This window comes from Streptomyces sp. NEAU-174, from assembly GCF_052665095.1.
Genome location: NZ_JBQTCE010000004.1, coordinates 1 through 23,186, shown reverse-complemented (window position 1 = coordinate 23,186; position 23,186 = coordinate 1). Strand labels below are relative to the sequence as shown.

Below are 23,186 nucleotides of genomic sequence, written 5' to 3'. Positions count from 1 at the left end.
GGGTGGGGAGGAGTACGGCTGTGGAGGCACGGGCCCACACCGGGCGGCTGGACGAGCTGCTGCACGAGGTGCGGCGACAGATGAGCCGAGGGGCCGGGGCGGATCCGCGGCCGGTACTCGACTGGCTGGGCCGGCAGATCGACGCCGATGTCGCGCTGGTCGGCGGCGCGGGCGCGGTCGAGGCCTCCACCGCGCGCTTCCCGCGGCAGATCCTGCCCTCGCTCGAACCGACGCTGGCACGGCTGTCCGGCGGGCAGATGGCCGCGGCGGCCACCGAGAGCGGCGCCCTTCAGGTGCGTCTCGAGGCGCTCGGCCCACACGCGCCACGGCCCGTGCTGGTGGTGGCGGGCGCCTCGGCGCCCACCCGCGAAGCGGCGTCGCTGGTCTCGCACGCCGGAAGCCTCATCGCGCTCCTGGACCGGGCGCAGGACGCGGACACCACCTTCCGCGGCTATCAGTACAAGGCGCGGCAGCTGCGGTTCGCCGTCTTCAGCGCCCTGCTGGCGGGAGACCTGACCCTGGCCCGCCGGATGACCACAGGCGCCGTCCCCGCGCTGCTGGACGCGGAACGGCTGCGCGTCTATCTGCTGCACTGCCCGCCGGAGGACCGGGACCGGCTGGCGCAGACCTACCAGGACGGCTCGGGCTATCACGGCACGGGCCTGATGGTGCACTGCCCGGCCTTCAAGGAGCACCTCATCTGTCTGGTCGCGGACGGGCCGGGCGTCGCGGATGGGCCCGGTGTCGCGGATGGGCCCGGCGTCGCCGATGACCCCGAGACGGCCCATGGCCAGGGCGCGGTGCTGCGCCGTCTGGTGCGGGACAACGCGCACTACGCGCTGGGCATCAGCAGCCCGTATCCGCTCGGCGCGACGGCCGAGGCGTACGGGCAGGCCCTGCACGCCCTGGCCGCCGCGCGCCATACGCCCGAGCGGATGGCCGCGTACCTCGGCCGGACACCGCTGGTGCCCCTGTTGCCTCACACGGAGGCGGCCGCCTGGGCCCGCGCCCTGCTGCGGCCACTGGGATCCACCCCGAGAGTCACCCTGGACATCACCCGGCTCGCCGTCACCTTCCCCCGGTCGGCGGTGGCCCGGCTGCTGGACATCAGCCGCAACACCGTCTCCCACCACCTCGGCCGGGTGGAGGCCACCCTCGGCCTGGACCTGGGCGACGTACGCACCCGGGCCGCCCTCGACCTGGCCTTCTGTCTGACCGGAGGGCAGCCGGACGGCGGCCTCGGCCCCGAAACCACCTACGGCCCCGAGGGCGGCTCCGGGGCCGAAGGCGGCCTCGGCGCCCGGGGCGGGCGGCCGGTGCCCACCCTGGACGAGCTGTTCCGCACCGAGCCCGCCCACGCCTGGGCGCGGGAGTTCCTCCGCCCGCTCCAGGACACCCGCGGCCGCGATCTGCACACCACCCTGCGCGCCTGGATCGACGCGAACACCGACGCCCAGCGGACCGCCCGCCACCTCGGTCTCAGCCGGAACACGGTCAGGGCCCATCTGCGGGCCGCCGAACACCTGCTCAGCCGGGATCTGCTCACCACCGGCTCCGGGATCCACGACCTGGTGCACGCCCTGCACATCACCGGGCTCCACGCGGGGGACTGACTGCGCACCGTGCACATGTCGCGGGCGGGCGATGCGCACCGTGCACCGTTGCCCGCCCCCGTGATCCGTCTTAGCGTCTCTCCCGCCGCACCGCGCGGGAACGAGCCCCGCCTCCCAGCGTGGCGGGCGGTCTGTATCACCACGAGGGGAGTGATACAGACCGGCGCCGTACGGTGCTCACAGCTCCGAGGGCTTCTTTCCCGCGGTGGGCGCGGTGCGCGCTCGGGGACGTGCCGGTACACGTCCCCGAGTGACGGCGAGCACCGCGCCCGACAGCAGCACCAGGGCACCCAGCGCCTGGAGAGCGCCGAAGGACTCGCCCAGGAAGACCATGGAGCACACGGTGTTGACCACCGGGACCATGAACATCATCAAGGACGCGGAAGCCGGGCCCACCGCCCCCACTCCCCGGTAGTACAGGAGATTGGCCACGGCGGCCGGGCCGATCGCGAGGAACACCACGTTCAGCCAGAGGCCGGCCGGCAGCCCGTCCCAGCGCACCTCGCCGAGATCGGGTGCGGCGAGCGCGCCCAGCAGCACCGCCCCCGCACACGTGGCGTACGTCGTGGCGCGCAGCGGGTCGATCCCGGCCAGCACCCGGGGCCCGATGAGCGTGTACGCGGCCCAGCACACCGCGCTGAGCAGATACAGCAGATCGCCCGTGAGCCGGGTGGTGCCGCCGTGTGCGCTGCCGCCCGCGCCGAAGAAGAACACCACCGCTCCGGCGAGCCCGAGGGCGAGCCCCGCCAGCCGCCCCCCGGAGGCCCGCTCACGGCCGGTGACCAGGAGGAAGGCGCTGGTCAGCACCGGGCTGAGGACGGGGATGACGATGCCCGCGTCGAGCGAGGGCGCCAGCGACAGCCCCCAGAAGAAGAAACCGTTGTAGGCGAAGACCCCCAGGACGCCCGCGAGCGCCGCACGCCGCCCGCCGCCACGCGCGGAAGCCGGGCCGGCCGCGGTCGGGGTGGTCGCGGTCGGGGTGATCGCGGCCGGGGCGGCCGCCGGTTTGCCCAAGACCGCCACCGCCGCCAGCAGGGCGACCGCACCGCCGCCGAAGCGCAGCAGCGCCGCCACGGTGTGCGGCAGCTGGGCCACCACCGACTTGGAGCTGGAGAAGGCGCTGCCCCACAGCAGCATGGTGACCGTGAGCAGGAGGTACGGGCTCTTCCATCCCTTGTCGTCAGGCATGCCCCGACCCTGACCCCCGCCCTCCCCTCCGGTCTTGAACGCTGGTGCGCCGCCCCGGCGCCACCCGTTCCGCATCGCCACCCGGCCACCCTGTCCGTTCCGTGAGGAATACCCCTTCCCGAGATGTGGAACCGGGTAGATGTCACCCGTGGCCCTTCGGAAGGTGGTAGGTGGTCCCGTTGAACACCGCTGACCAGGAGACACCCCGCGAGCGCAAGGAGTTCCGCCGCTCCGCGCCGCACTTCGCCGACCGGATCACCGCCGACGGCCGGGACGGCTGGCCGGTGGAGGCCGGGCGCTATCGGCTGGTGGTCAGCCGGGCCTGCCCCTGGGCGAGCCGAGCGCTGGTCTCACGGCGGCTGCTCGGCCTGGAGCCGGCCCTCTCGCTGGCCGTCACCGACCCCATCCAGGACGAGCGCAGCTGGCGCTTCACCCTGGACCCGGGGGACCGGGACCCGGTGCTGGGTATCGGGTTCCTCAGCGAGGCGTACGACGCCCGCGAGACGGGATATCCGGGCGGGGTGAGCGTGCCCGCGGTGGTGGACGTCCCCAGTGGCCAACTGGTCACCAACGACTACCACCGGATCACCCTGGACCTCGCCACCGAGTGGACCGCCCTCCATCGCGAGGGCGCCCCGGATCTGTACCCCGAGGAGCACCGCGCCGAGATCGACGAGGTGGCGGAGGGGATCTACCGCGATGTGAACAACGGTGTGTACCGGGCGGGCTTCGCCGAGCACCAGCACAGCTACGACGACGCGTACCGGCGGCTCTTCGCCCGCCTCGACGAGCTGTCCGAGCGGCTGGCCACGCGGCGCTATCTGGTCGGCGACACCATCACCGAGGCCGACATCCGGCTCTTCACCACGCTGGTCCGGTTCGACGCCGTGTACCACGGCCACTTCAAGTGCAACCGCAACAAGCTCAGCGAGGACCCGGTGCTGTGGGGGTATGTCCGTGATCTCTTCCAGACGCCGGGTTTCGGGGACACCGTCGACTTCGACCACATCAAGCGCCACTACTACCAGGTGCACACCAACATCAACCCCCGTCGCATCGTTCCGCTCGGCCCCGACCTCTCCGGGTGGCTGACGCCGCATCACCGCGAGGAACTGGGCGGGCGCCCGTTCGGCGACGGCACCGCACCCGGACCGGTGCCGGACGGCGAGGCGGTGCCGGAACAGGGCCGGGTGGCTTGAAGTCGCACATGTCGCATTCCCGTGCCGCCCAGCGGCGCATGTCGCTTCGTTCGCCCGGTCTTCAAGTGATCGGCACACCTGTTACACACATCCCATGTGTGCGCCCCGGCCCGTATGCCACCTCGGCTCCGGCCGTGGCGAGCAGGTCCGACATGACGCGCGTCACCTCGCACAAGGGGCGCGCCGCCCGGCGAGTTCGGTGACCTTTCTGTGAGGGAATAGCGCCGATGGGGTGCGCACCTGTGCCCGCCGTGTGATCGGAAAGTGGCGGAATGCCCGGTTCCGGACTTGGCTGATTCGCAGCGTGGCGAGCCCCGTGATTACATCCGTTTCCGCGCTAAGGCATCCACGGATCCCCGGTTCCCACCGGAACCCCGTGACCATGCCGTGGGTGCCGATTCCCCTCGGCACCCATGCGCTGCTTGCAAGCTCAACGAGACAGTCACCCAAGGGAGACGCAACAATGAACAACGCGCCCAAGGTCGCGACCCAGGAGATCTCCGACGCCGAGCTGGACAACGTGGCCGGCGGGATCGGCAACCCGGTGGGCGACGTCCTCGGCACCGTCGACTCCGTCACCGCCCCGGTGACCGGCGCCCTCGGCACCGTTACCGGCACGGTTGACGGTGTCACCGGCCTGAACACCACCGGCATCGTCGGTGGGGTCGTCGGCAGCCTCTGAGGCTGACAGACCGCCTTCCCTCTGCCCCGGGCCCGCCTGGTCCGGGGCATTCGGCGGTCCACGGTGCCCTTTTCGATCACTTCGCGGTTTTCGATCACTCCCTTAGCGGTTGAGGAAAGACTTTCGTGCAGTTCCGCCAGCAGGCCCTCTCCAAGGCACAGTCGGCAGAGGACATCGACCTGCCGGTGCGCTACGCCCGTCCCCAGGGGTGGCTGGCGCTCGCGGTCACCGTGGTGGTCATGGCCGGGGCCGCCGTATGGGCCGTCACGGGCACCGTGTCCAACACCCTCGACACCACCGGGATCCTCACCCACGGCCAGGGCAGCTATGTGCTCCAGAGCCCGATCGCGGGCCAGGTGACCTCCGTCCTGGCGCAGGAGGGCAGCACCCTTCCGGCGGGCGCTCCGCTGCTGAAGGTCCGCACCACCCGTGGCACCACCGTCGTGCGCACCATCGCCGCCGGCCGGCTCACCACCCTCTCCGCCTCGATCGGCTCGGTGCTGAACACCGGCGCGAACGTGGCCTCCGTGGAGCGGGTCCGCCACTCCGACGACCCCCTGGTCGCGACCCTGTTCGTCCCCGCGGACCGGGCGGCCTCGGTGCGGGTGGGCGCCTCGGTCGACCTCAGTGTGCAGTCCGCGCCGACGCAGACCTACGGTGTGCTCCGCGGTGAGGTGCGGGCCGTCGGCCGGACCGCCCAGTCCAGCCAGCAGATCGGCTCCTACCTCGGCAGTGAGCAACTCGGCGAGGAGTTCTCCAAGCACGGCCCGCCGGTCGCCGTCCAGGTACGCCTCGACCGCGAGCGCGGCACCCGCTCCGGCTACCGCTGGTCGTCCCCCGAAGGCCCGCCGTTCGCCCTCGGCTCCATGACCCTGACCGACGGCACCGTCCACCTGGACGCCCAGCACCCCATCGATTGGCTGCTCCCGTGACCGCGACGAACGAGGCCGGCCCGCCCCGGCCCGCACCCGCCGGAAGCAGTGGGGCGCGCCGCCCCCAGCCGGCCCGCGGACGGCGCCGCGCCCCGCGTGGCGGGGCCGGGCCGAGGAAGCCCCGCCGCCGTACCGTACGCACCCCCACCGTGCTCCAGATGGAGGCCCTGGAGTGCGGTGCGGCGTCGCTCGCCATGGTGCTCGGACACTACGGGCGCCATGTGCCGCTGGAGGAGCTGCGGATCGCCTGCGGGGTCTCCCGGGACGGCTCGCGCGCCAGCAATCTGCTCAAGGCCGCCCGGAGCTACGGTCTGCGCGCCAAGGGCATGCAGATGGAGCCCGACGCCCTCGTGGAGATCCAGGCCCCGGCCATCCTGTTCTGGGAGTTCAACCACTACGTCGTCTACGACGGCATGGGGCGGCGGTTCGGCAAGCGCGGCGTTCACATCAACGACCCCGACAAGGGGCGCCGCTTCGTCCCCATCGAGGAGTTCGACACCAGCTTCACCGGTGTGGTCCTGGTCTTCGAACCCGAGGACTCCTTCCGCCGCGGCGGGCGCCGCCCCGGGGTGCTGGGCGCCCTGCCCCCGCGCATGCGCGGCACCAGCGGCACCCTGCTCGCATCGCTGCTGGCCAGCCTGTTGCTGGTGGCGGTGGGGGCCGCGGTCCCGGCGCTCAGCCGCACCTTCATCGACACCTTCCTGATCGCCGGCCAGGACTCGACGCTTCAGCCGCTGTTCGCGTCCATGGCCGTGGCGGTGGTCCTCACCGCGGTGCTGACCGGCGTCCAGCAGGCGAACCTGCTGCGCGGGCGCATCATCTCCTCCACCCTCAGCAGCGCGCGGTTCCTGCGCCATCTACTGCGGCTGCCCGTCACCTTCTTCGCCCAGCGCAGCCCGGCCGACCTGGTCCAGCGGCTGCGCTCCAACGACACCGTGGCCGAGACGCTCGCCCGCGATCTGGCCGCCGCGGCCGTCGACGGGGTCGTCGTGGTGCTCTACGCCGTGCTGCTGTGGACCTACGACCCCCAACTCACCGGTGTCGGCGTCGGGTTGGCGCTGCTCAACGTGGTGGCGATACGGGTGGTGGTGCGGCTGCGGGCCACCAGGACCCAGAAGCTGCGGGCCGACACCGCGCGGCTGACCACCACCTCGTACACCGGTCTCCAGCTCATCGAGACGGTGAAGGCCACCGGTGGCGAGGCGGGCTACTTCCGCCGCTGGGCCGGTCAGCACGCCATCACCCTGGAGGAGCAGCAGCGCCTCGGCGTGCCGAGCTCCGTACTGGCCGTCGTCGCGCCCACCCTCGCGACGTTCAACAGCGCCCTCATCCTCTGGATCGGCGGGCTGCGGGCCGTGGAGGGCCATATCTCCATCGGTCTGCTGGTGGCCTTCCAGGCGCTGGTGACCCGCTTCACCGCGCCCATCACCCGGCTCAACGGGGTGGCCGGGCGCATCCAGGACTTCTCCGCCGACGTGGCCCGGCTCAAGGACGTGGAGAACTTCCCGGTGGACTCCCTCTACACCCGCGACGAGCCGCGCGAGGACACCCGCCGGCTGACCGGGCAGGTGACCCTGGAGAACATCACCTTCGGCTACAACCCGCTGGACGAGCCGCTGCTGCGCGACTTCTCGCTGTCCGTCGGCCCCGGCCGGCAGGTGGCGCTCGTCGGCGCCTCCGGCAGTGGCAAGTCCACCGTCTCCCGGCTCGTCTCCGGCCTCTACGCCCCCTGGGAGGGGGTCATCCGCATCGACGGACAGCGCCTGGAGGACATCCCCCGCGGCGCGCTGGCCGCCTCCGTCTCCTTCGTCGACCAGGAGATCTTCCTCTTCGAGGGGACGGTGCGGGACAACGTGGCGCTGTGGGACCCGTCGATCCCGGACGAGGCGGTGGTGGAGGCCCTGCGGGACGCCGCGCTCTACGACGATGTGATCGCGCGGCGCCCGGAGGGGATCCACTGCCGGGTGGAGCAGGACGGCCGCAACTTCTCCGGCGGCCAGCGGCAGCGGCTGGAGATCGCCCGCGCCCTGGTGCGCCGCCCCAGCGTGCTCGTGCTGGACGAGGTCACCAGCGCCCTGGACGCGCGGACCGAGCAGCTCGTCATGGACAACCTGCGCCGCCGCGGCTGTGCGTGTGTGGTGATCGCCCACCGGCTCAGCACCGTGCGGGACAGCGACGAGATCCTCGTCCTGAACCGCGGCACGGTCGTCGAACGCGGCCGGCACGAGGAGCTCGCCGCCGCCGGAGGCCCGTACGCCGAGCTGATGAAGGAGCACTGACATGGCGTCCGTTCACCCGGCCGCCGCGGTGGCCGCGGACGGCGGCGACGCGGTGGTCCAGGCGCTGGGCGCCCTCGGTGCGCCCGTCGACTGCGCCGGGCTGCGCAGCCTTCCGCTGGAGGGCCCGCAGGTGCTCTGGCTCGTCGTCGGCGGCGCCCTGGATCTGTTCGCGGTGGACGCCGCCGAGGAGGGGCAGTGGCACTTCCTCGGCCGCCTGGAGACGGGCGCGGCGCTCCCCGGCCCGGTCGAGGGGCCGCGCCACACCCTGCTGGGCCGCCCCTCGCAGGACTGCCAGGTGCGCCGCATCCCGCTGCGCGAGCTGTACCGCCCGGAGGTCCACGACGCATACGGCACCGGCCAGTCCGGCGATCCGTACGCCACGTACGGCGGCGGCTTCCAGGACACCCCGCCCACCCCGCTGGAGCACGCCGTGGCGCTCGGGGTGAGCCGCAGCCTCGGCGTCCTCTTCCAGGCCCCGCTGGACGGCGGGGCCGCGTCCGAGGCGGAGGCGGCCGACGAGGACCTGCTCTGGCTCCCGGTGCCGCCCGGCAGTGTGCGCTACGGCGCCGAGTACAGCGCCCAGGCCGCCGGTGACCTGCTGATCGACGGCGCGCTGTGGCAGCGGATGGTCAACCAGCAGTACCGCCTCGGCACCGCCGTGGACCGCTGGATCGAGACCATGGAGCGGGCCCACGCCGACCGTACGGCGGCCGGTATCCGGGCCGGCGAGGCTGTGCGCACCCGCGCCGACCAGGCGCTGATCGCCTCCATCGGAGGGCCCCGGCGGGACCGGCGGCCGTCGGAGGAGAGCACCGACGACGCCGTGCACGCGGTGTGCCGCGCGGTGGCGGAGGCCGCCGGGATCACCCTGCCCGACCCGCAGCGGGGCCGCGCCACCGACGACCGTACGGACCCGGTGGAGCGCATCGCCGCCCACGCCAGGATCCGCACCCGGGCCGTCCGTCTTGAGGGCCAGTGGTGGCGGGAGGACGCCGGACCGCTGGTGGGCTACCGCGCCAAGTCCGGGGCCCCGGTGGCGCTGCTGTGGCGGCGCGGCCGGTACGAGGCCGTCAACCCCGCCTCCGGGCTGCGGATCCGTGTGGGCGGCGGCAACGCGGAGGAGTTCGAGCCGCGGGGCGTGATGTTCTACCGTCCGCTGCCCGACCGGCCGATGACGGTGTGGCGGCTGATGCGCTTCAGCGTGCGCGGCGCCGCCGGGGACTTCCGCAACCTCCTGATCGGCGGGCTGGTGACGGTGGCGCTCGGCGCGCTGGTGCCGCTCGCCACCGGCCAGGTGCTGGGCGGCTTCGTGCCCCGCGCCGAGAAGAGCCCCATCGTCCAGATCTCCCTGGCCCTGATCGTCGCCGGCGTCGTGGCGGCCGCGTTCATGCTGCTTCAGAACCTGACCCTGCTGCGGCTCGAGGGGCGGCTGGAGTCCACCCTCCAGCCCGCGGTGTGGGACCGGCTGCTGCGGCTGCCCACCACCTTCTTCGCCCAGCGCTCCACCGGAGAGCTGGCCAGCGCGGCAATGGGCATCAGCACCATGCGCCGGGTGATGTCCGGGGTCGCCCCGACGGTCCTCCAGGCCGGGACCGTGGGCGTGATGAACCTCGCCCTGCTGCTGTACTACAGCGCCTCGCTGGCGCTCGCGGTGATCGCCGTACTGCTGGTGGTCTCCGGGGTTTTCCTCGGCATGGGGCTGTGGCAGGTGCGCTGGCAGCGACGGCTGGTGGAGAGCGAGAACAAGCTCAACAACCAGGCGTTCCAGACCCTGCGCGGGCTGCCCAAGCTGCGGGTCGCCGCGGCCGAGAACTTCGCCTACGCGGCCTGGGCCCGCGGCTTCGCCCACTCCCGCGATCTGCATCAGCGCACCGGGCGCATCAAGAACCTCACCCAGGTGTTGGACTCCGTCTACCTCCCGCTGGTCTCCCTCGCCGTGTTCATGCTGCTGGCCGGTCCGGCGCGGGGGAGCATGTCGGCGGGCGCCTTCCTGACCTTCAACACCTCGGTGACCATGCTGCTCACCTCCCTCACGCAGCTCACCAACTCCCTGGTCTCCGTGGTCGCCGTCCTGCCCATGTTCGAGCAGGTCAAGCCGATCCTGGACGAGCCGCCGGAGGTGCGCGGCGGCAGTGCCCAGCCGGGGCGGCTCTCCGGTGACCTCCGGGCCAGAAACCTCACCTTCCGCTACGGCGACGACGGGCCGCTGGTGCTCGACGATGTCTCGCTGGAGATCCGGCCGGGCGAGTTCGTGGCCGTCGTCGGCCCGAGCGGCTGCGGCAAGTCGACCCTGCTGCGGTTGCTCATCGGCTTCGAACGGCCGGTGTCCGGCAGTGTGCTCTACGACGGCCAGGACCTCGCCGCCCTCGACCAGGCGGCCGTGCGCCGCCAGTGCGGGGTGGTCCTCCAGAACGCCCAGCCCCTCGGCGGCACGATCCTCGACTGCATCCGCGGCGCCGAGCCGTACACCCCCGAGGAGGCCATGGAGGCCGCCGAACTGGCGGGTCTGGCCGAGGACATCCGGCAAATGCCCATGGGGCTCCAGACCATGATCTCCGGCAGCGGCGCCATCTCCGGCGGCCAGCGGCAGCGGCTGATGATCGCCCAGGCCCTCATCCGCCGTCCGCGCATCCTCTTCTTCGACGAGGCCACCAGCGCCCTGGACAACGAGACCCAGCGCATCGTCATCGACAGCACCCGGCGGCTCAACGCCAGCCGGCTGGTGATCGCCCACCGGCTGTCGACCGTCATGGACGCCGACCGGGTGCTGGTCATGGAGGACGGCCGGATCGTGGAGCAGGGCGCCCCGGCCGAGCTGATGGCCATCCCGGGCGGCAAGCTGCACGAGCTGGTGCGGCGCCAGACGCTCTAGGGGCGTCATCCCGGCGGTCAGCCGTGGTGGGCCGCCCAGGCGTCGATCCGGTCCCGCATCCGGACCGCGAGATCCGGCCCGGCGGCCGAGAAGCGGAGCGAGTCCGCGGCGATGCGGGCGAGGTCGGTGGCGCTCAGGCCGTAGCGGCTGTGTGCCGTGGCGTACTCGTCCAGGATGCCGACGCCGTACAGATACGGCGCGTCGCTGTTCAGCGTCACCGGGACGCCCGCGCGAACCAGGGCGGGCAGGGGATGGGCCGTGGCCGACGCGACGGCCTTCAGCATGACGTTGCCGGTGATCGCGATGTCCAGGCAGATGCGCCGCTCGGCCAGCTCACGGATGAGCCCGGGGTCCTCGACGGCGCGCACGCCGTGGCACACCCGGTCGGGGGAGAGCAGCTCCACGGTGTTGCGCACGCTCGAGGCGGGGCCGCTCTCCCCGGCGTGCGGGACCACCGCGAGGCCTCCCTCGCGCGCGACGCGGAACGCCTCGGCGAAGTCGTCGGCGGGACGGCCCGCCTCGTCTCCGGTCAGGCCCATCGCCACGACGCCGCGTTCGCGGTGGCGGACCGCGAAGGCGGCCGCCTCGGCCGCCTCCACCGGGCTCCGGTCGCGCCCGATCCCCACGATGATGCCGCCGTCGCCGCTTGCCGCGGCCAGGCCGTCCAGCGCGGCCTCCACCAGGGCCTCGGGCGGGCCCAGCCGACCCCGGTAGAGATGTGGGCCCAGATGGAGTTCCGTCCAGACGACACCCGCGTCCGGGGCCGCGTCGAAGACCTCCTCGACCACCCGTCGCAGATCCTCGAGCGACCCCACCAGCGCGCGGCAGCTCTCATAGGCATGATTGAACACCGGCCACGTCGGATACGCGTCGCCCAGCGGCGGCATCGGCAGCCCGTACCGCTCGCTGAACTCCCGCGCGGTGTCCGGGCGTATCGCGGCCTCGGTGTGCAGATGCAGTTCGGCCTTCGGCAGGGTCAGGAAGTCGGCCGCGGCCAGTGGTTTCCGCTCCATCAGGGGGCCTTGGCCTCCCAACGCACGATCAGCCGCTCCGCCGTGCCGACCAGTGCGTAGAAGACGATCGCGATGGCGGAGGCGATGACCATCACGGCGTACAGCTGTGGAGTGTTGAAGTTGTAGGTGGTCTGGATGATGAGATAGCCGAGCCCCTGCTGGGAGCCGATCCACTCGGCCACGATCGCCCCGATCACACAGTTGCCCGTGGCGATCTTCAGGGAGGAGAAGAGGTACGGCAGCGAGGCGTATATCCGCACCTTGAAAAGGATCTCCCAGGGGGAGGCGGACAGCACCCGCAGCAGCTCCAGCGACTGCTTGTCCACCGCCTGGAGCCCGCGCACCATGTTGACCAGGGTGGGGAAGAACGAGATCAGCGCGCCGATGGCCACCTTCGGGGCATAGCCGTTGCCCATCATGATGACGAGGACGGGCGCGATGGCCACGATGGGGATGGTGCGGATGAACAGCGCGACGGGCATCAACGCCCGCTCCACCGGCCGGTAGTGGACGAAGACGACGGCCAACAGCACCGCCACCGCGTTGCCCACCGCGAAGCCCAGGGCGGATTCGATGACGGTGGGCCAGGCGTTGTCCATCAGCAGGGCCGAGTCGTCGTTCAGGGAACGCCAGATGTCCGAGGGCATCGGCAGCACATACTGGGGCACCGAGAAGAGGCGGCAGCCGAGCTCCCACAGGGCGAGCAGGACGAGCGCCACGGACACCGGCAGCAGCGCGCGGAGCGGGCGGGCGCCGCCGCGTCCGGAACCTCGCCCGCGCCCGGCGGACTTCACATCGGGCTCGGCGGCCGCCGATGGCGTCGAGGCGGTGGCGGTCGGCATCAGCAATCCTCCAGCAGGCGGCGAAGGCGGGCGGCGAGCGCGGTGAACTCGGGGGTCTCACGGACGTCGAGGGTGCGTGGATGGGGCAGGTCCACCGGGACCAGCTCACGGACCCGCCCCGGATGAGAGGAGAGCACCAGGATCCGCTGCGACATGAACACGGCTTCGGCGATGCTGTGGGTGACGAAGAGGATGGTGGTCCCGGTCGCCTCCCAGATGCGCAGCAGCTCCTCGTTGAGCCGGTCACGGGTGATCTCGTCCAGGGCGCCGAAGGGCTCGTCCATCAGCAGCACCCGCGGCCGGCACACCAGCGCGCGGGCGATCGAGACGCGCTGGCGCATTCCGCCGGACAGCTCATGCGGATAGGCGTTCTCCCGCCCCGCGAGGCCCACCAGCGTCAGCAGTTCCTCGGGGGACGGAGCGTCCGCCGCGTCCGGTACGGCTTTGGTGCCGCCGCCGACCTGGAGCGGCAGCCGGACGTTCTCCAGCGCGGTGCGCCAGGGCAGCAGCGCCGAGTCCTGGAAGACGAACCCCAGCCGGCGGGAGGTGCGCGCCTGGTGTGCCGAGGTGCCGAGCACCGCGACCGTGCCCGCTGTGGGGGAGAGCAGATCCGCCACCACGCGCAGCAGAGTGGACTTGCCACATCCGGACGGGCCCAGGAGCGAGACGAATCCGCCGTTCTCGACGGTGAGGCTGATGTCGCGCAGCGCGGTCACCTCCCCGCGTTCGGTGGCGAAGGTGACCGTGATGTTTTCCAGTTCGACGCTGTTGCTGGGCCCGGCCCCGCCCGGCGTCGCCGTCGTGGAGTCCGGGGTGTCCGCGGCGGTCGTTGATCCGGCTGCCATGGCTGTCTTGGCTGTCACGAGAGTTCCTCCCTCGGGGGCGGTCAGCCGAGCTTGGGTCGGGATGCCGCCGTGGCCCGCAGAACGTCGGTCGTCATGACCTTGTCCACGGTCGGCGGCTTGGAGGTGAACTGCTTGAGCCGTGTGTACTGGCTGATCTGCTGCTGCCAGACGTCCCTGCTCATGGCGCCCCATCCGCCCTTGGCGGTGGCCTCAGTGAAGATCAGCTTCAGCAACACCTCGCTGGCCTTGAACTGGGATTCCTTTTTCAGGCTGGGATACTTCTTCACCAGCATCTCGACGGCCTCGTCGAGATGCGCATGGGCGTATTCATAGCCGCGGGCGGTCGCCTCCACGAATCCCTGGAGCATTTTCGGGCGCTTCTCTATCGTCGCGTCGGTGGCGAAGTAGACATTGCCGTAGAGATGGACGCCCGAGTCCCACACCCGCAGTGTCTCGTATTCGTCCAGGATGGAGAACGCCTCGAGGTTGGTGATCCAGCCCGCCATGGCATCGACCTTTCCGCGCTTGAGCGGGGTGAAGTCGGATCCGACCACCTGGACCTTGACCTTGGATTTGTCGATGTTGTTCGCCGCGAGCACCGCGTCGAGGACCACATCGCCGCCCGCCTGTATGCCGACGGTCTTGCCTATGAGGTCCTTCGGCTTTCTGACCGGATTGCCGGGCAGGGAGATGTATGCGAGCGGATGCTGCTGCACGCCCACGGCGAACGCCCGCACGGGCTGCCCTTGGGAGCGCGCCATCATGACGGCGGGGCTGGACGCGTTCTGGCCGAAGGCCGCGGCGCCGCCGGACACCAGGGTCACACCGTTCACATTGGGGCCGCCGGGCTGGAAGGTGAGGTTGACCCCGGCCTCCTTGTACCAGCCCTTCGCGTCGGCGACGACCTCACCGAGAACCCCGTTGTCACCCGTCCAGGCTATCTGGTACTTGGCGGTGCCGCCGGCGCCGCCCGCCCCGCCGGGCCCACCGCCGCAGGCCGTGACGAAACCGCCCACGGCGAGACCGCCGCCGACGGCGAGGAATCTCCGCCGGGAAACCTTGTCGCTCATGACTACCTCAATTCCGGAGGCGGAAACAGTGAAACGGAACTGCTGCTTCCGATGGCTTCCTTCACTACATCAGCATTTCTTCGAACCAGCAATGGTGGAGCGTTGTCGAATGCCATTGTTTACGGCGGTGAAACTCACCAGCCGAGATAGACGGATTTCGACCAGGTGAAGAACTCCACCGCGGTCGGCCCCTGTTCGCGGAAGGTATTGGTGGAGGAGTCCTTGACCCCGCCGAACGGGACGTTCAAATCGAGCCCGGTCGTGGGACGGTTGACCTTGACAACTCCTGCTTGCGCCCTTGCCACGAAATGCTGGGCGGCCGTCAGATCCCGGGTGCAGATACTTGCCGCGAGGCCGTACACCGAATCGTTGACCAGGCTGATGGCCTCGTCCAGGCCCTCGGCCGGGAGCACCGCCACCACCGGGCCGAAGATCTCGTCCCGGGCCGAGGAGTGGCCGGGGCCGACTCCCGCGAGCACCGTGGGCGCCAGGAACAGCCCGTCCGGCGCCGCTCCGCCCGTGACGACGGTGGCGCCCTCGGCCCGTGCCCGCTCCACCGCCGCCACATCCGTCTCCAGCTGAGAGGCGCTGACCACGGGGCCCATCGCCGTCCCTGCCACGAGCCCGTCGCCCGGCCGGTAGCGGTCGGCCTGTGCGGCCAGCGCCTCGACGAACGCGTCATGCACCCCCGGGGTGCAGATGATCCGCGAAGAGGCCGTGCACGCCTGCCCGGTGAGACCGAAGCCCCCCGCCGCCGCCAGCGCGGCGGCCTGCTCCACATCGGCGTCGTCCAGCACCACCACCGCATTCTTACCGCCCATCTCCAGCTGGACCCGGCCGTGACGGCGCTCGACCGTCTCACGGATCCGGTTGCCCACACCGGTGGAACCGGTGAAGGAGACCGCCGCCACCCGCGGGTCGGCGACCAGCGCCTCGCCCACCACCGACCCCTTGCCGTGCACCACGTTCAGCACTCCGGGCGGCAGACCCGCCTCCGTCAGGGCCGTCGTGAGATGGCGCACCGACACCGGGGTCAGCTCGGCGGGCTTGATGACCACGCTGTTCCCGCTCACCAGGGCGGGCGCCATCTTCCAGGCCGGGATGGCGATGGGGAAGTTCCACGGGGTGATCAGCCCGGCCACCCCCATCGGTTCCAGCCGGGTGTGCACCGTCGTATCGGGCGTGGCGCTGGGGAACGTCCGCCCGCCCAGCCGCCAGCCCGCGGAGCCGAAGTAGCGCAGGACGTCGATGGCGCGCCGCACCTCGCCGCGCGCCTCGGCCAGGGTCTTGCCCTCCTCCCGGGTCAGATCGCGGGCCGCTGCCTCATGCCGGCCGCGCAGGATCTCCGCCGCGTCCATCAGGACGGTGCCCCGCGCCGGGGCCGGCAGCGCCGCCCAGCCGGGCTGCGCCCCCTCGGCGGCGGTGACCGCCTCGGTCACCGCCGCCGCGTCGGAGGCGGGGGTCACGGCCACGAGATCAGTGGGATCCGCGGGGTTGCGGCGCTCGACCGTGGGTTCCCCCGCCGCCGAACCGGCGAGGTGGTTGGTTATCCGCACAGTGCCGGACTCGGTCATCGGTGTGCCTCTCGGTTCATCACGCCGCGGATCACAGACTGCGCACCAGACCGCCGTCGCAGCGCACGGCGGTACCGGTCAGATACGAGGCAGGCGCCCCGCACAGGAATGCGGCCACGGCGCCGAACTCGTCGGTGGTGCCGTACCGTCCGGCCGGGATCGTGGCTCGTGAGGCGGCCGCCACCTCCTCGGTGGTGCGCCCCTCCCGCTCGGCCTTGGCCGCGTCCAACCGGGCGACCCGGTCGGTGGCGATCCGGCCCGGCAGCAGCAGGTTGACGGTCACCCCGTCCGCGGCGGTCTCCGCGGCCAGCGTCTTGAGATACCCGGCCAGCGCCGCCCGGCCCGCGTTGGACAGAGCGAGGCCCGGCAGCGGTGCGGTGACACCGCTGGAACCGATCGCCAGAATCCTGCCCCAGCGGCGTTCGCGCATCGCGGGCAGCGCCGCCGTGACCAGGCGCGCCTGCGCGAGCAGCAGACTCTCCGCCGCCCGGGCCAGATCGGTGTCGTCGACCCCGGCCGCCGGGCCCGGTTCGGGACCGGGGCCGTTGAGGACGAGGATGTCCACGTGCCCGTATGCCGCATACGCCGCGTCCATGAGGGCGCGCGGGCCGTTCGGCGCGGTGAGGTCCACCTCGACACCGATCGCCTCGGGCAGCCCGGCGGCCACCTTCTCGGCGACTTCCCCGCGCCTGCCGGAGACCACCACCCGTGCCCCCTCATCGGCCAGTGCCTCCGCCACCGCGCGGCCGAGCCCTCCGGTGGACGCGGCGACGACGGCCGTACGTCCCGTCAGCCCCAGATCCATCAGCGCGCCCCTTCCGGCACGCGCTCCGCCGAGGGCAGCGCGGTGAGATGGCGAAGGAGCTGAGGGACGAGGCTCTCGGGGAGCGCACGGGCGGGCGGCCGGACCTCGGCCTCCATGATCAGACCGCGCTGCCGGAGCGCCTCCTTGCGCAGCGCGAGCCCGATGCCGGCCTGCGCCTCGAAGTTGACCAGCGGCAGATAGGGCAGATACGCCTCGCGCGCCGCCTCGTACCCACCGGATCGGTAGGCTTCGACGCAGGCGATGAGCCCTTCGGGTGCCGAGAAACCGGTCATCGCCCCGGCGGCCCCCGCGGCCAGTTCGTCCAGCAGACCGAGCCCGCCGAGCCCACCGAAGACGGGGATGTCGGTCTGTTCCGCCAGGACGCCGATGACGGCGGGCGTCGGTGGCGCCTCCGCCTTCACCCCGACCGCCGACGGCACCCGGCGCACCACGGCGGCCAGGTCCCCGGGGCGGATGGAGACTCCGCTGGCCGCCGGATAGTCCTGGATGACGAGCCCGAGGCCGGTGGCCTCGTGCACGGCGTTGAAATGGGCCGTGACCGTCTGTGGAAGCGGGGAGTTGACCTGGGTCATCAGCCCGGCGACCCGGTCGCCCGCCACCTCGCCGATCAGCTCGGCCTCCTCGACGACCGGCGCTGTGGACAGACCGGTGGCCCCGACCACCAGCGGCAGATCGACGGTGTCGCGGACGACCTCCAGGACGGCCCGGCGCTCGGCACGGGAGAGCTGGGCGGCCTCGCCGAAGACGCCGAGCACGGTCAGCCCGGTGACACCGAGCTCCGCGTAACGCTCGACCAGGCGGGCCAGGGCCGATTCATCGACGTCGAGGGTCGAGCCGGCGAAGGGTGTCGCCACGACGCCCCAGACGCCGGGCGGCAGTGGCCGCGGTGGGATGGACATGGGTTCTCTCCTCGCTGTTCGGCCCGTTCCGGTGGCCGTGGCATTCGATCGGGGGCGGGTTCAGCGGCCGGGCCAGACGGGCGGACGCTTCTCCTGGAAGGCGCGTACGCCCTCCGCCGCGTCCTCGCTGTCCACCGCGTCCATCAGCGCGGGCAGCCGCAGCGCGTGCGCCTGACGGGCGGTGAGCCCGGCCCCGGCGCGCGCCATCTGTTTGATCGCGCGCAGCGACACCGGCGAGCAGGCGAGCACCTCGGCGAGCCAGCGATCCACCGCCTCGTCGAGCCGCTCCCCGGGCACGACCTCGTTCACCAGGCCCATCCGGTACAGCTCCGCGGCCGGTACCTTGCGGCCGGTGAGCAGCAGCCCCATGGCCTGGGTGTGCGGAATCCGCTCCATGAGCCGGAACACCCCTCCGTCGAGGGGGATGCGCCCGACCCTGGGCTCGGTGAGGCCGAACCGCGCATGTTCGGCGGCGACCACGATGTCGCAGCCCAGCACCATCTCCATGCCACCGCCCAGGGCATAGCCGTTGACCCTCGCGATGACCGGGACATCGAGGGTCTCGCGCAGGCTCAGGGCCCCGAAGCCATCGGGGTCCAGCCCGGCCCAGTACTCCAGACCGCTCTTGGCGGTCGCGCCCGCCGACATGTCGGCCCCGGTGGAGAACGCCCGCTCGCCCGCCCCGGTGACGACGACCGCGCGGATGCCGCGGTCGGCCTCGATCTCGGCCCAGATCTCCTTCAGCCGCTCGGTGGTGGCCCGGTCCACGGCGTTGAGGACCCGGGGGCGGTCGATGACGACCCGCGCCACCCGCCCGTCGTGCTCCCGTACGCAGCGCACCTCGTCGCGCACCGCCTCGTCGCCGCTCATCGCAGCACCCCCGCCTCGCGCAGCGCACGCAGCCGGGTCGCGTCGTAACCGGCCTCGCCCAGCACCTCGTCACCGTGGACCCCGAGCCCTGGAGGCACCCTGCGCACCTCGGCCGGGGTGGCGGACAGATGCACCGGATTGCCCAGGACCCGCACCGAGCCCTCGGTGGGGTGTTCCATCTCGACGATCATGCCGTTGACGATGGTCTGTTCATCGCGGAGCGCCTCCTCCATGGTGCGCACGGGCGCGCAGAGCAGGTCCTGTGCCTCCAGCCGCTTCATCCAGTGGGCGGTGCTTCCGGTGGCGAACCGCTCGGCGAACAGCCGCCGCAGCTCGGGGCGGTGCTGCTGCTGTCCCTCCGCGGTGGCGTACTCCGGGCGGAGCGAAAGGTCCTCGCCGATCTCCAGGGCGGCGCAGATGTCCCGAAGCGGGTTCTGTTTGAACGCTCCGACCATGACCACGGCGCCATCGGTGGTCTGATACGCCCCGGTGAGCGGCATCGCGGCCCAGTTGATCTCCGCGTCCCGGTTCATCCGGGTGGCCGCCTCCTGCATCTGCATATGGAGGATGGAGTCGTACATGGCGATCTCCACCTTCTGCCCCTCCCCGGTGTGTTCCCGGTGGAGCAGCGCCAGGAGGATGCCCTGCACCATGTGCATGCCCGTGGTGTAGTCGCACAGGCTGGTCGGATAGATGCTGACCGGAGTGTCGTCGGAGGCCCTGCGCCACATGACGCCGGTGTACGCCTGCGTCAGGATGTCCTGGCCGCCCTTGTGGGCGTACGGGCCCTTCTCCCCGAATCCGGTCGCGGAGGCCCAGATGACGCGGGGGTTGACGGCACGCAGCGCCTCGTAGCCGAAGCCGATCCGGTCCATGACGCCGGCCCGGAAGTTGGAGGTCACGACGTCGGCGCGGGCGACGAGGTCGAGAACCGCCCGCTTGCCCTCCTCGGTCCGGGTGTCGATGCTGACGCTGCGCTTGTTGCGGTTGATGCTCCAGAAGACGGGGTTGTCGAGGCCCGCCTCGTCGGGAAAGGAAGTGCGGGACAGATCGCCGGTGCCGGGGCGCTCGATCTTGATCACGTCCGCGCCGAAGTCGCCGAGCATCTGGGTGCAGGACGGTCCGGCGTACACCTGGGTGAAGTCGACGACGACCACGCCGTCGAGCGGGAGCCGTCGGGTGCTCATGCGGCCGCCTCACTGTTCGTCTCGTCGATCGTGGCGTTCTCCGAGGGGACGTCGCCCGGGTCGGCACCCTGGTCACGCATCAGCTTCCGGATGTCCCGCGTCGGCACGTCGCGGACGAGGATGCCGCGGTCGGCCGCGATGCTCGCGGCGATACCCGTGGCCTGGCCCATCGCCATGCAGGGCGGAATCTCCCGGGACATCCGCTGGGCGTCCGGGGTGGCCGAGTAGTGCCGCCCGGCGACGAGGAGCTGGTCGACGCTCCGCGGAACGAACGACCGATAGGGGTAGTAGTAGTCACGGCCGCGGGCGACGGTGTCGGGAAAGTGGCGGCGCGAGACGATGTCGTCCTTGGTGACGACGTACTCCCCGTCGAGCAGCCGGGTCTGCCGGACGCCCATCTGCTCGGCGACGTCGAGCAGATAGCAGCTCTCGAAGCCGGGGAGGTATTGCCTGGCGTACTCCACCACGGCTCCCATCCGTGCCCTGGCGTCGAACTCCGCCTCGGTCAGGGAGGTCGGGTCGGCGCCGTCGTAGCCGGTCAGATGCGGGCAGTTGCACCACACGACGCCCGGGACGGGGGTCTTGAGCCACCACAGGTCCCAGGCGCCGCCGAGCAGGCGCTTGATCTTGCGGTTGACGGCCCGGAACTCAACGGGATTCTCCGTCTCAAAACGCTGCGCCGCGTCGGTGTCCACACCTCCGAGGCGGGAGACGAGGGTGACGATGTACCGGCCTTCGGTGTACGGGGCTCCGGCGCGCGAGGCCACGTCGATGTCCCCGCTGGTGTCGATGACGACATCACCGAGGACGGCCTGTGGGCCCGCCTTGGTCTCGCACACCACGCCCTTGATCGCGCCGTCCTGGATCACCGGCCGGGAGAACCAGCTGTGCAGCCGCAGGTGGACACCGCTCTCGCGCACCAGGTCGTTGGAGACCCGCTTCCAGCCGTCCGGGTCGAAGGCGACGGCGTAGCAGATGGGCTTGGGGCTGGCGTGGGAGTGGAAGTCGAAGGCGCCCCAGCGGCTCCACTTGGCCCATGCCTCGGGCGAGGAGACCCGCTCCTCCGGGGGCGGGTAGACGGCCAGGTCCATGGCGGCCATGCGCTCGACGTACTCATCCACCACACCGCTCACGGTGATCTCATCGGCGTTGCACATGTCGTCGAGCACCAGGACCATACCGCCGGAGGCGAGGCCGCCGAGCGCCGCATAGCGCTCCAGGAGTGTCACCTCGGCACCGGCCCGCGCGGCGGCGACCGCGGCGCTGACACCCGCCGGGCCTCCGCCCACCACCACGACGTCACTGCGGCGCACGATCGGTGCGTCGATGGCCTCCAGGGTCACGGACCCATTGAGGTCGGCCACGTTGTCTCCTTTCGAATACGGCGTCGCGTCACCGGACGTCCGTGGACCTCGGGGAGGGGAGGACGGCGCACGGCGCCCGGAGGGAACGCCGGACACATGGCCGTACCGCGAGGTGAGCGAGGTGAGCCGGGGAACGCCCCCGCCCTGATGGCCGGGCGGAAAGCGGGAAGAGAGGGGAAGCACGAGTGGCGTGGGCGACGCTGCCCTGACCCGTACCGGATCGGGAGATGGGGTGGAACGGCCCGACGGCCTGGCTCTACCAGGTGGGCGGGGTGATCACCCAGATCGCGGTCGACGGCTCATCGCCGACCGCGACGTACCAGTGCGGAATGCTCGACGAGTAGGTGATGGAGTCGCCCGCCTCGAGCCGGTGCCGGACACCGTCGAGGAAGACGTCCTTCACCCCGGACAGAACGATGCCGAACTCCTCGCCGTTGTGCCGGAAGGGAGTACCGCTGGTGTCATGGCCGGGCTCCGTTTCCACCCAGACCACTTCGAGCGCCCCTTTCAGGGACGGAGTGAGGAGCTGGTAACGGGCACCGTCGAGCTTTTCATTTCCATGCCATTCCAGAGTGCGGCGCTCTTTTGCGCGCACCACGGGACTGGCCGGGGTTTCACCATGGAAAAGCCGACCGATCGGCACATCGAGCCCATGGGCCAATTGGATCAGACTTGCGAAGGAAGGATTTCCCTTTCCTCGCTCCAGCAGACTGATGAGGCCCGTGCTCACATTCGATCGGCTGCTCAGCTCCTCCAGGGTGAGTCCGAGATGCTTGCGGAGGGATCGGATCTGTTCGCCCAACGAGGCGATGGACGCATCGGCGTCGGGACGGTTGTCCTTGTCGCCCGCGTTGCTGCTGCTCATGCGTCGCTCCTCGTCCGGCCACCATGGAACGGTGACTTCACCATAATGAAGTTCTTCAACATGTCAAGGGGTGGCGTCCCGGTCCCCGGGGCCGGGCCCCGCCGCCCGGGCCAATGACTGACGGCCTGTCAGGTTTTTACCGACGGGAAACGCAAAAGAAACGCGCAGAATATTGCGGTGGCCATTTACGGACTCGTACTTTCGGCTTACGGTCTTGCCGCAGCCGTTTATCCCTGTCCCAGTCCGCGACCCCGTGTGTCGCGGTTTCATGAGGGAAGTTCATAATGGCCAATATCGTGCGCGCTGCCCTGGTCCAGACGAAGTGGACGGGCGACGGCGAATCAATGATCGAACTCCATGAGAAGTACGCCCGTACCGCCGCGGAACAGGGCGCCAAGGTGATCGGCTTCCAGGAGGTGTTCAACGCGCCGTACTTCTGCCAGGTGCAGGAGGCGGAACACTACCGGTGGGCGGAGGCGGTGCCGGACGGGCCGACCGTGCGGCGGATGCAGGCGCTCGCCAGGGAGACCGGGATGGTGATCGTCGTCCCCGTCTTCGAGCTCGAGCAGTCCGGCTTCTACTACAACACCGCCGCCGTGATCGACGCGGACGGCAGCTACCTGGGCAAGTACCGCAAGCACCACATCCCGCAGGTCAAGGGGTTCTGGGAGAAGTACTACTTCAAGCCGGGGAACCTGGGCTGGCCGGTGTTCGACACCGCCGTGGGCAAGGTCGGGGTGTACATCTGCTACGACCGCCACTTCCCCGAGGGCTGGCGTGCGCTGGGCCTGGCGGGGGCGCAGCTGGTCTACAACCCCTCGGCCACCTCCCGGGGCCTGTCGGCCTACCTCTGGCAGCTGGAGCAGCCCGCCGCGGCCGTGGCCAACGAGTACTTCATCGCCGCGATCAACCGCGTCGGCACCGAGGAGTACGGCGACAACGACTTCTACGGCACCAGCTACTTCGTCGATCCGCGCGGCCAGTTCGTCGGCGATGTGGCCAGTGACAAGGAGGAGGAGCTGATCGTCCGCGACCTCGACTTCGGCCTGATCGACGAGGTGCGCCA

Annotated in this window: 19 protein-coding genes; 7 read left to right on the top strand and 12 right to left on the bottom strand. The window is 71.1% G+C overall.

The genetic code is table 11. From position 1 onward, the window contains the following. Positions 1 to 20 precede the first annotated feature (20 nt). A complete protein-coding gene (locus ACT2CW_RS13350; protein ID WP_445516696.1) occupies positions 21 to 1,613 on the top strand; it encodes a helix-turn-helix domain-containing protein in 1,593 nt (530 codons plus the stop codon). A 177-nt stretch (positions 1,614 to 1,790) separates the two neighbouring features. Here the strand turns inward: ACT2CW_RS13350 and ACT2CW_RS13345 are convergent, their stop codons facing one another. Beyond that, a complete protein-coding gene (locus tag ACT2CW_RS13345) occupies positions 1,791 to 2,801 on the bottom strand; it encodes a DMT family transporter (protein ID WP_445516695.1) in 1,011 nt (336 codons plus the stop codon). A gap of 179 nt (positions 2,802 to 2,980) precedes the next feature. On the opposite strand from ACT2CW_RS13345, the gene ACT2CW_RS13340 reads away from it, so the two are divergent. The 5 genes from ACT2CW_RS13340 (at position 2,981) to ACT2CW_RS13320 (ending at position 10,765) form a co-directional block, all read left to right on the top strand. Beyond that, the gene (locus ACT2CW_RS13340) at positions 2,981 to 4,000 is read left to right on the top strand and encodes a glutathione S-transferase family protein (protein ID WP_445516694.1); all 1,020 of its coding nucleotides are present in this window, start codon (positions 2,981 to 2,983) and stop codon (positions 3,998 to 4,000) included. 463 nt (positions 4,001 to 4,463) lie between these two features. After that, the gene (locus ACT2CW_RS13335; RefSeq protein ID WP_086879959.1) at positions 4,464 to 4,682 is read left to right on the top strand and encodes a type A2 lantipeptide; all 219 of its coding nucleotides are present in this window, start codon (positions 4,464 to 4,466) and stop codon (positions 4,680 to 4,682) included. 125 nt (positions 4,683 to 4,807) lie between these two features. Beyond that, complete coding sequence (locus ACT2CW_RS13330) at positions 4,808 to 5,614, top strand: HlyD family efflux transporter periplasmic adaptor subunit (protein ID WP_164423284.1); 807 nt, start codon at positions 4,808 to 4,810, stop codon at positions 5,612 to 5,614. Next, on the top strand, positions 5,611 to 7,893 hold the full coding sequence (locus tag ACT2CW_RS13325) for an NHLP family bacteriocin export ABC transporter peptidase/permease/ATPase subunit (RefSeq protein ID WP_445516693.1): 2,283 nt from the start codon (positions 5,611 to 5,613) through the stop codon (positions 7,891 to 7,893). Before ACT2CW_RS13330 ends, ACT2CW_RS13325 begins: the two co-directional genes overlap by 4 nt. 1 nt (position 7,894) lies before the next feature. After that, positions 7,895 to 10,765 (top strand): NHLP bacteriocin export ABC transporter permease/ATPase subunit, encoded by a 2,871-nt coding sequence (locus ACT2CW_RS13320; RefSeq protein WP_445516692.1) that lies wholly within the window; start codon positions 7,895 to 7,897, stop codon positions 10,763 to 10,765. 17 nt (positions 10,766 to 10,782) lie between these two features. Here ACT2CW_RS13320 and add read toward each other — a convergent pair whose 3' ends face one another. The 11 genes from add to ACT2CW_RS13265 all read right to left on the bottom strand — a co-directional run bounded on the left by add (position 10,783) and on the right by ACT2CW_RS13265 (position 22,120). After that, entirely contained in the window at positions 10,783 to 11,778 is a 996-nt protein-coding gene (add, locus tag ACT2CW_RS13315; RefSeq protein ID WP_445516691.1) for an adenosine deaminase, read from the bottom strand. Next, the gene (locus tag ACT2CW_RS13310; protein WP_445516690.1) at positions 11,778 to 12,620 is read right to left on the bottom strand and encodes an ABC transporter permease; all 843 of its coding nucleotides are present in this window, start codon (positions 12,618 to 12,620) and stop codon (positions 11,778 to 11,780) included. Before ACT2CW_RS13310 ends, add begins: the two co-directional genes overlap by 1 nt. After that, positions 12,620 to 13,483 carry an ABC transporter ATP-binding protein gene (locus ACT2CW_RS13305; protein WP_445516689.1) on the bottom strand — a complete coding sequence of 288 codons (864 nt, stop codon included), beginning with the start codon at positions 13,481 to 13,483 and terminating at the stop codon, positions 12,620 to 12,622. Before ACT2CW_RS13305 ends, ACT2CW_RS13310 begins: the two co-directional genes overlap by 1 nt. 23 nt (positions 13,484 to 13,506) lie before the next feature. Beyond that, positions 13,507 to 14,535 (bottom strand): ABC transporter substrate-binding protein, encoded by a 1,029-nt coding sequence (locus tag ACT2CW_RS13300; RefSeq protein WP_182467344.1) that lies wholly within the window; start codon positions 14,533 to 14,535, stop codon positions 13,507 to 13,509. Positions 14,536 to 14,669: 134 nt separating this feature from the next. After that, positions 14,670 to 16,109, bottom strand: a complete 1,440-nt coding sequence (locus ACT2CW_RS13295; RefSeq protein WP_445516688.1) for an aldehyde dehydrogenase family protein — start codon at positions 16,107 to 16,109, stop codon at positions 14,670 to 14,672. Between the two features lie 31 nt (positions 16,110 to 16,140). Beyond that, on the bottom strand, positions 16,141 to 16,914 hold the full coding sequence (locus tag ACT2CW_RS13290) for an SDR family oxidoreductase (protein WP_445516687.1): 774 nt from the start codon (positions 16,912 to 16,914) through the stop codon (positions 16,141 to 16,143). After that, positions 16,914 to 17,834, bottom strand: coding sequence for a dihydrodipicolinate synthase family protein (locus ACT2CW_RS13285; protein ID WP_445516686.1), 921 nt, complete (start codon positions 17,832 to 17,834; stop codon positions 16,914 to 16,916). Before ACT2CW_RS13285 ends, ACT2CW_RS13290 begins: the two co-directional genes overlap by 1 nt. A gap of 60 nt (positions 17,835 to 17,894) precedes the next feature. Then, a complete protein-coding gene (locus ACT2CW_RS13280; RefSeq protein WP_432049038.1) occupies positions 17,895 to 18,704 on the bottom strand; it encodes an enoyl-CoA hydratase-related protein in 810 nt (269 codons plus the stop codon). Beyond that, positions 18,701 to 19,891, bottom strand: coding sequence for a CaiB/BaiF CoA transferase family protein (locus ACT2CW_RS13275; RefSeq protein ID WP_445516685.1), 1,191 nt, complete (start codon positions 19,889 to 19,891; stop codon positions 18,701 to 18,703). The genes ACT2CW_RS13280 and ACT2CW_RS13275 overlap by 4 nt, the downstream gene beginning before the upstream one ends. Then, entirely contained in the window at positions 19,888 to 21,255 is a 1,368-nt protein-coding gene (locus ACT2CW_RS13270; protein WP_445516684.1) for an FAD-dependent oxidoreductase, read from the bottom strand. Before ACT2CW_RS13270 ends, ACT2CW_RS13275 begins: the two co-directional genes overlap by 4 nt. 256 nt (positions 21,256 to 21,511) lie before the next feature. Then, positions 21,512 to 22,120: a helix-turn-helix domain-containing protein gene (locus ACT2CW_RS13265; RefSeq protein ID WP_086879946.1), complete on the bottom strand. Its 609-nt coding sequence runs from the start codon at positions 22,118 to 22,120 to the stop codon at positions 21,512 to 21,514. Positions 22,121 to 22,404: 284 nt separating this feature from the next. On the opposite strand from ACT2CW_RS13265, the gene ACT2CW_RS13260 reads away from it, so the two are divergent. Further along, on the top strand, positions 22,405 to 23,186 hold a 782-nt coding region (locus ACT2CW_RS13260; protein ID WP_445516683.1), incomplete at its 3' end, for a nitrilase-related carbon-nitrogen hydrolase.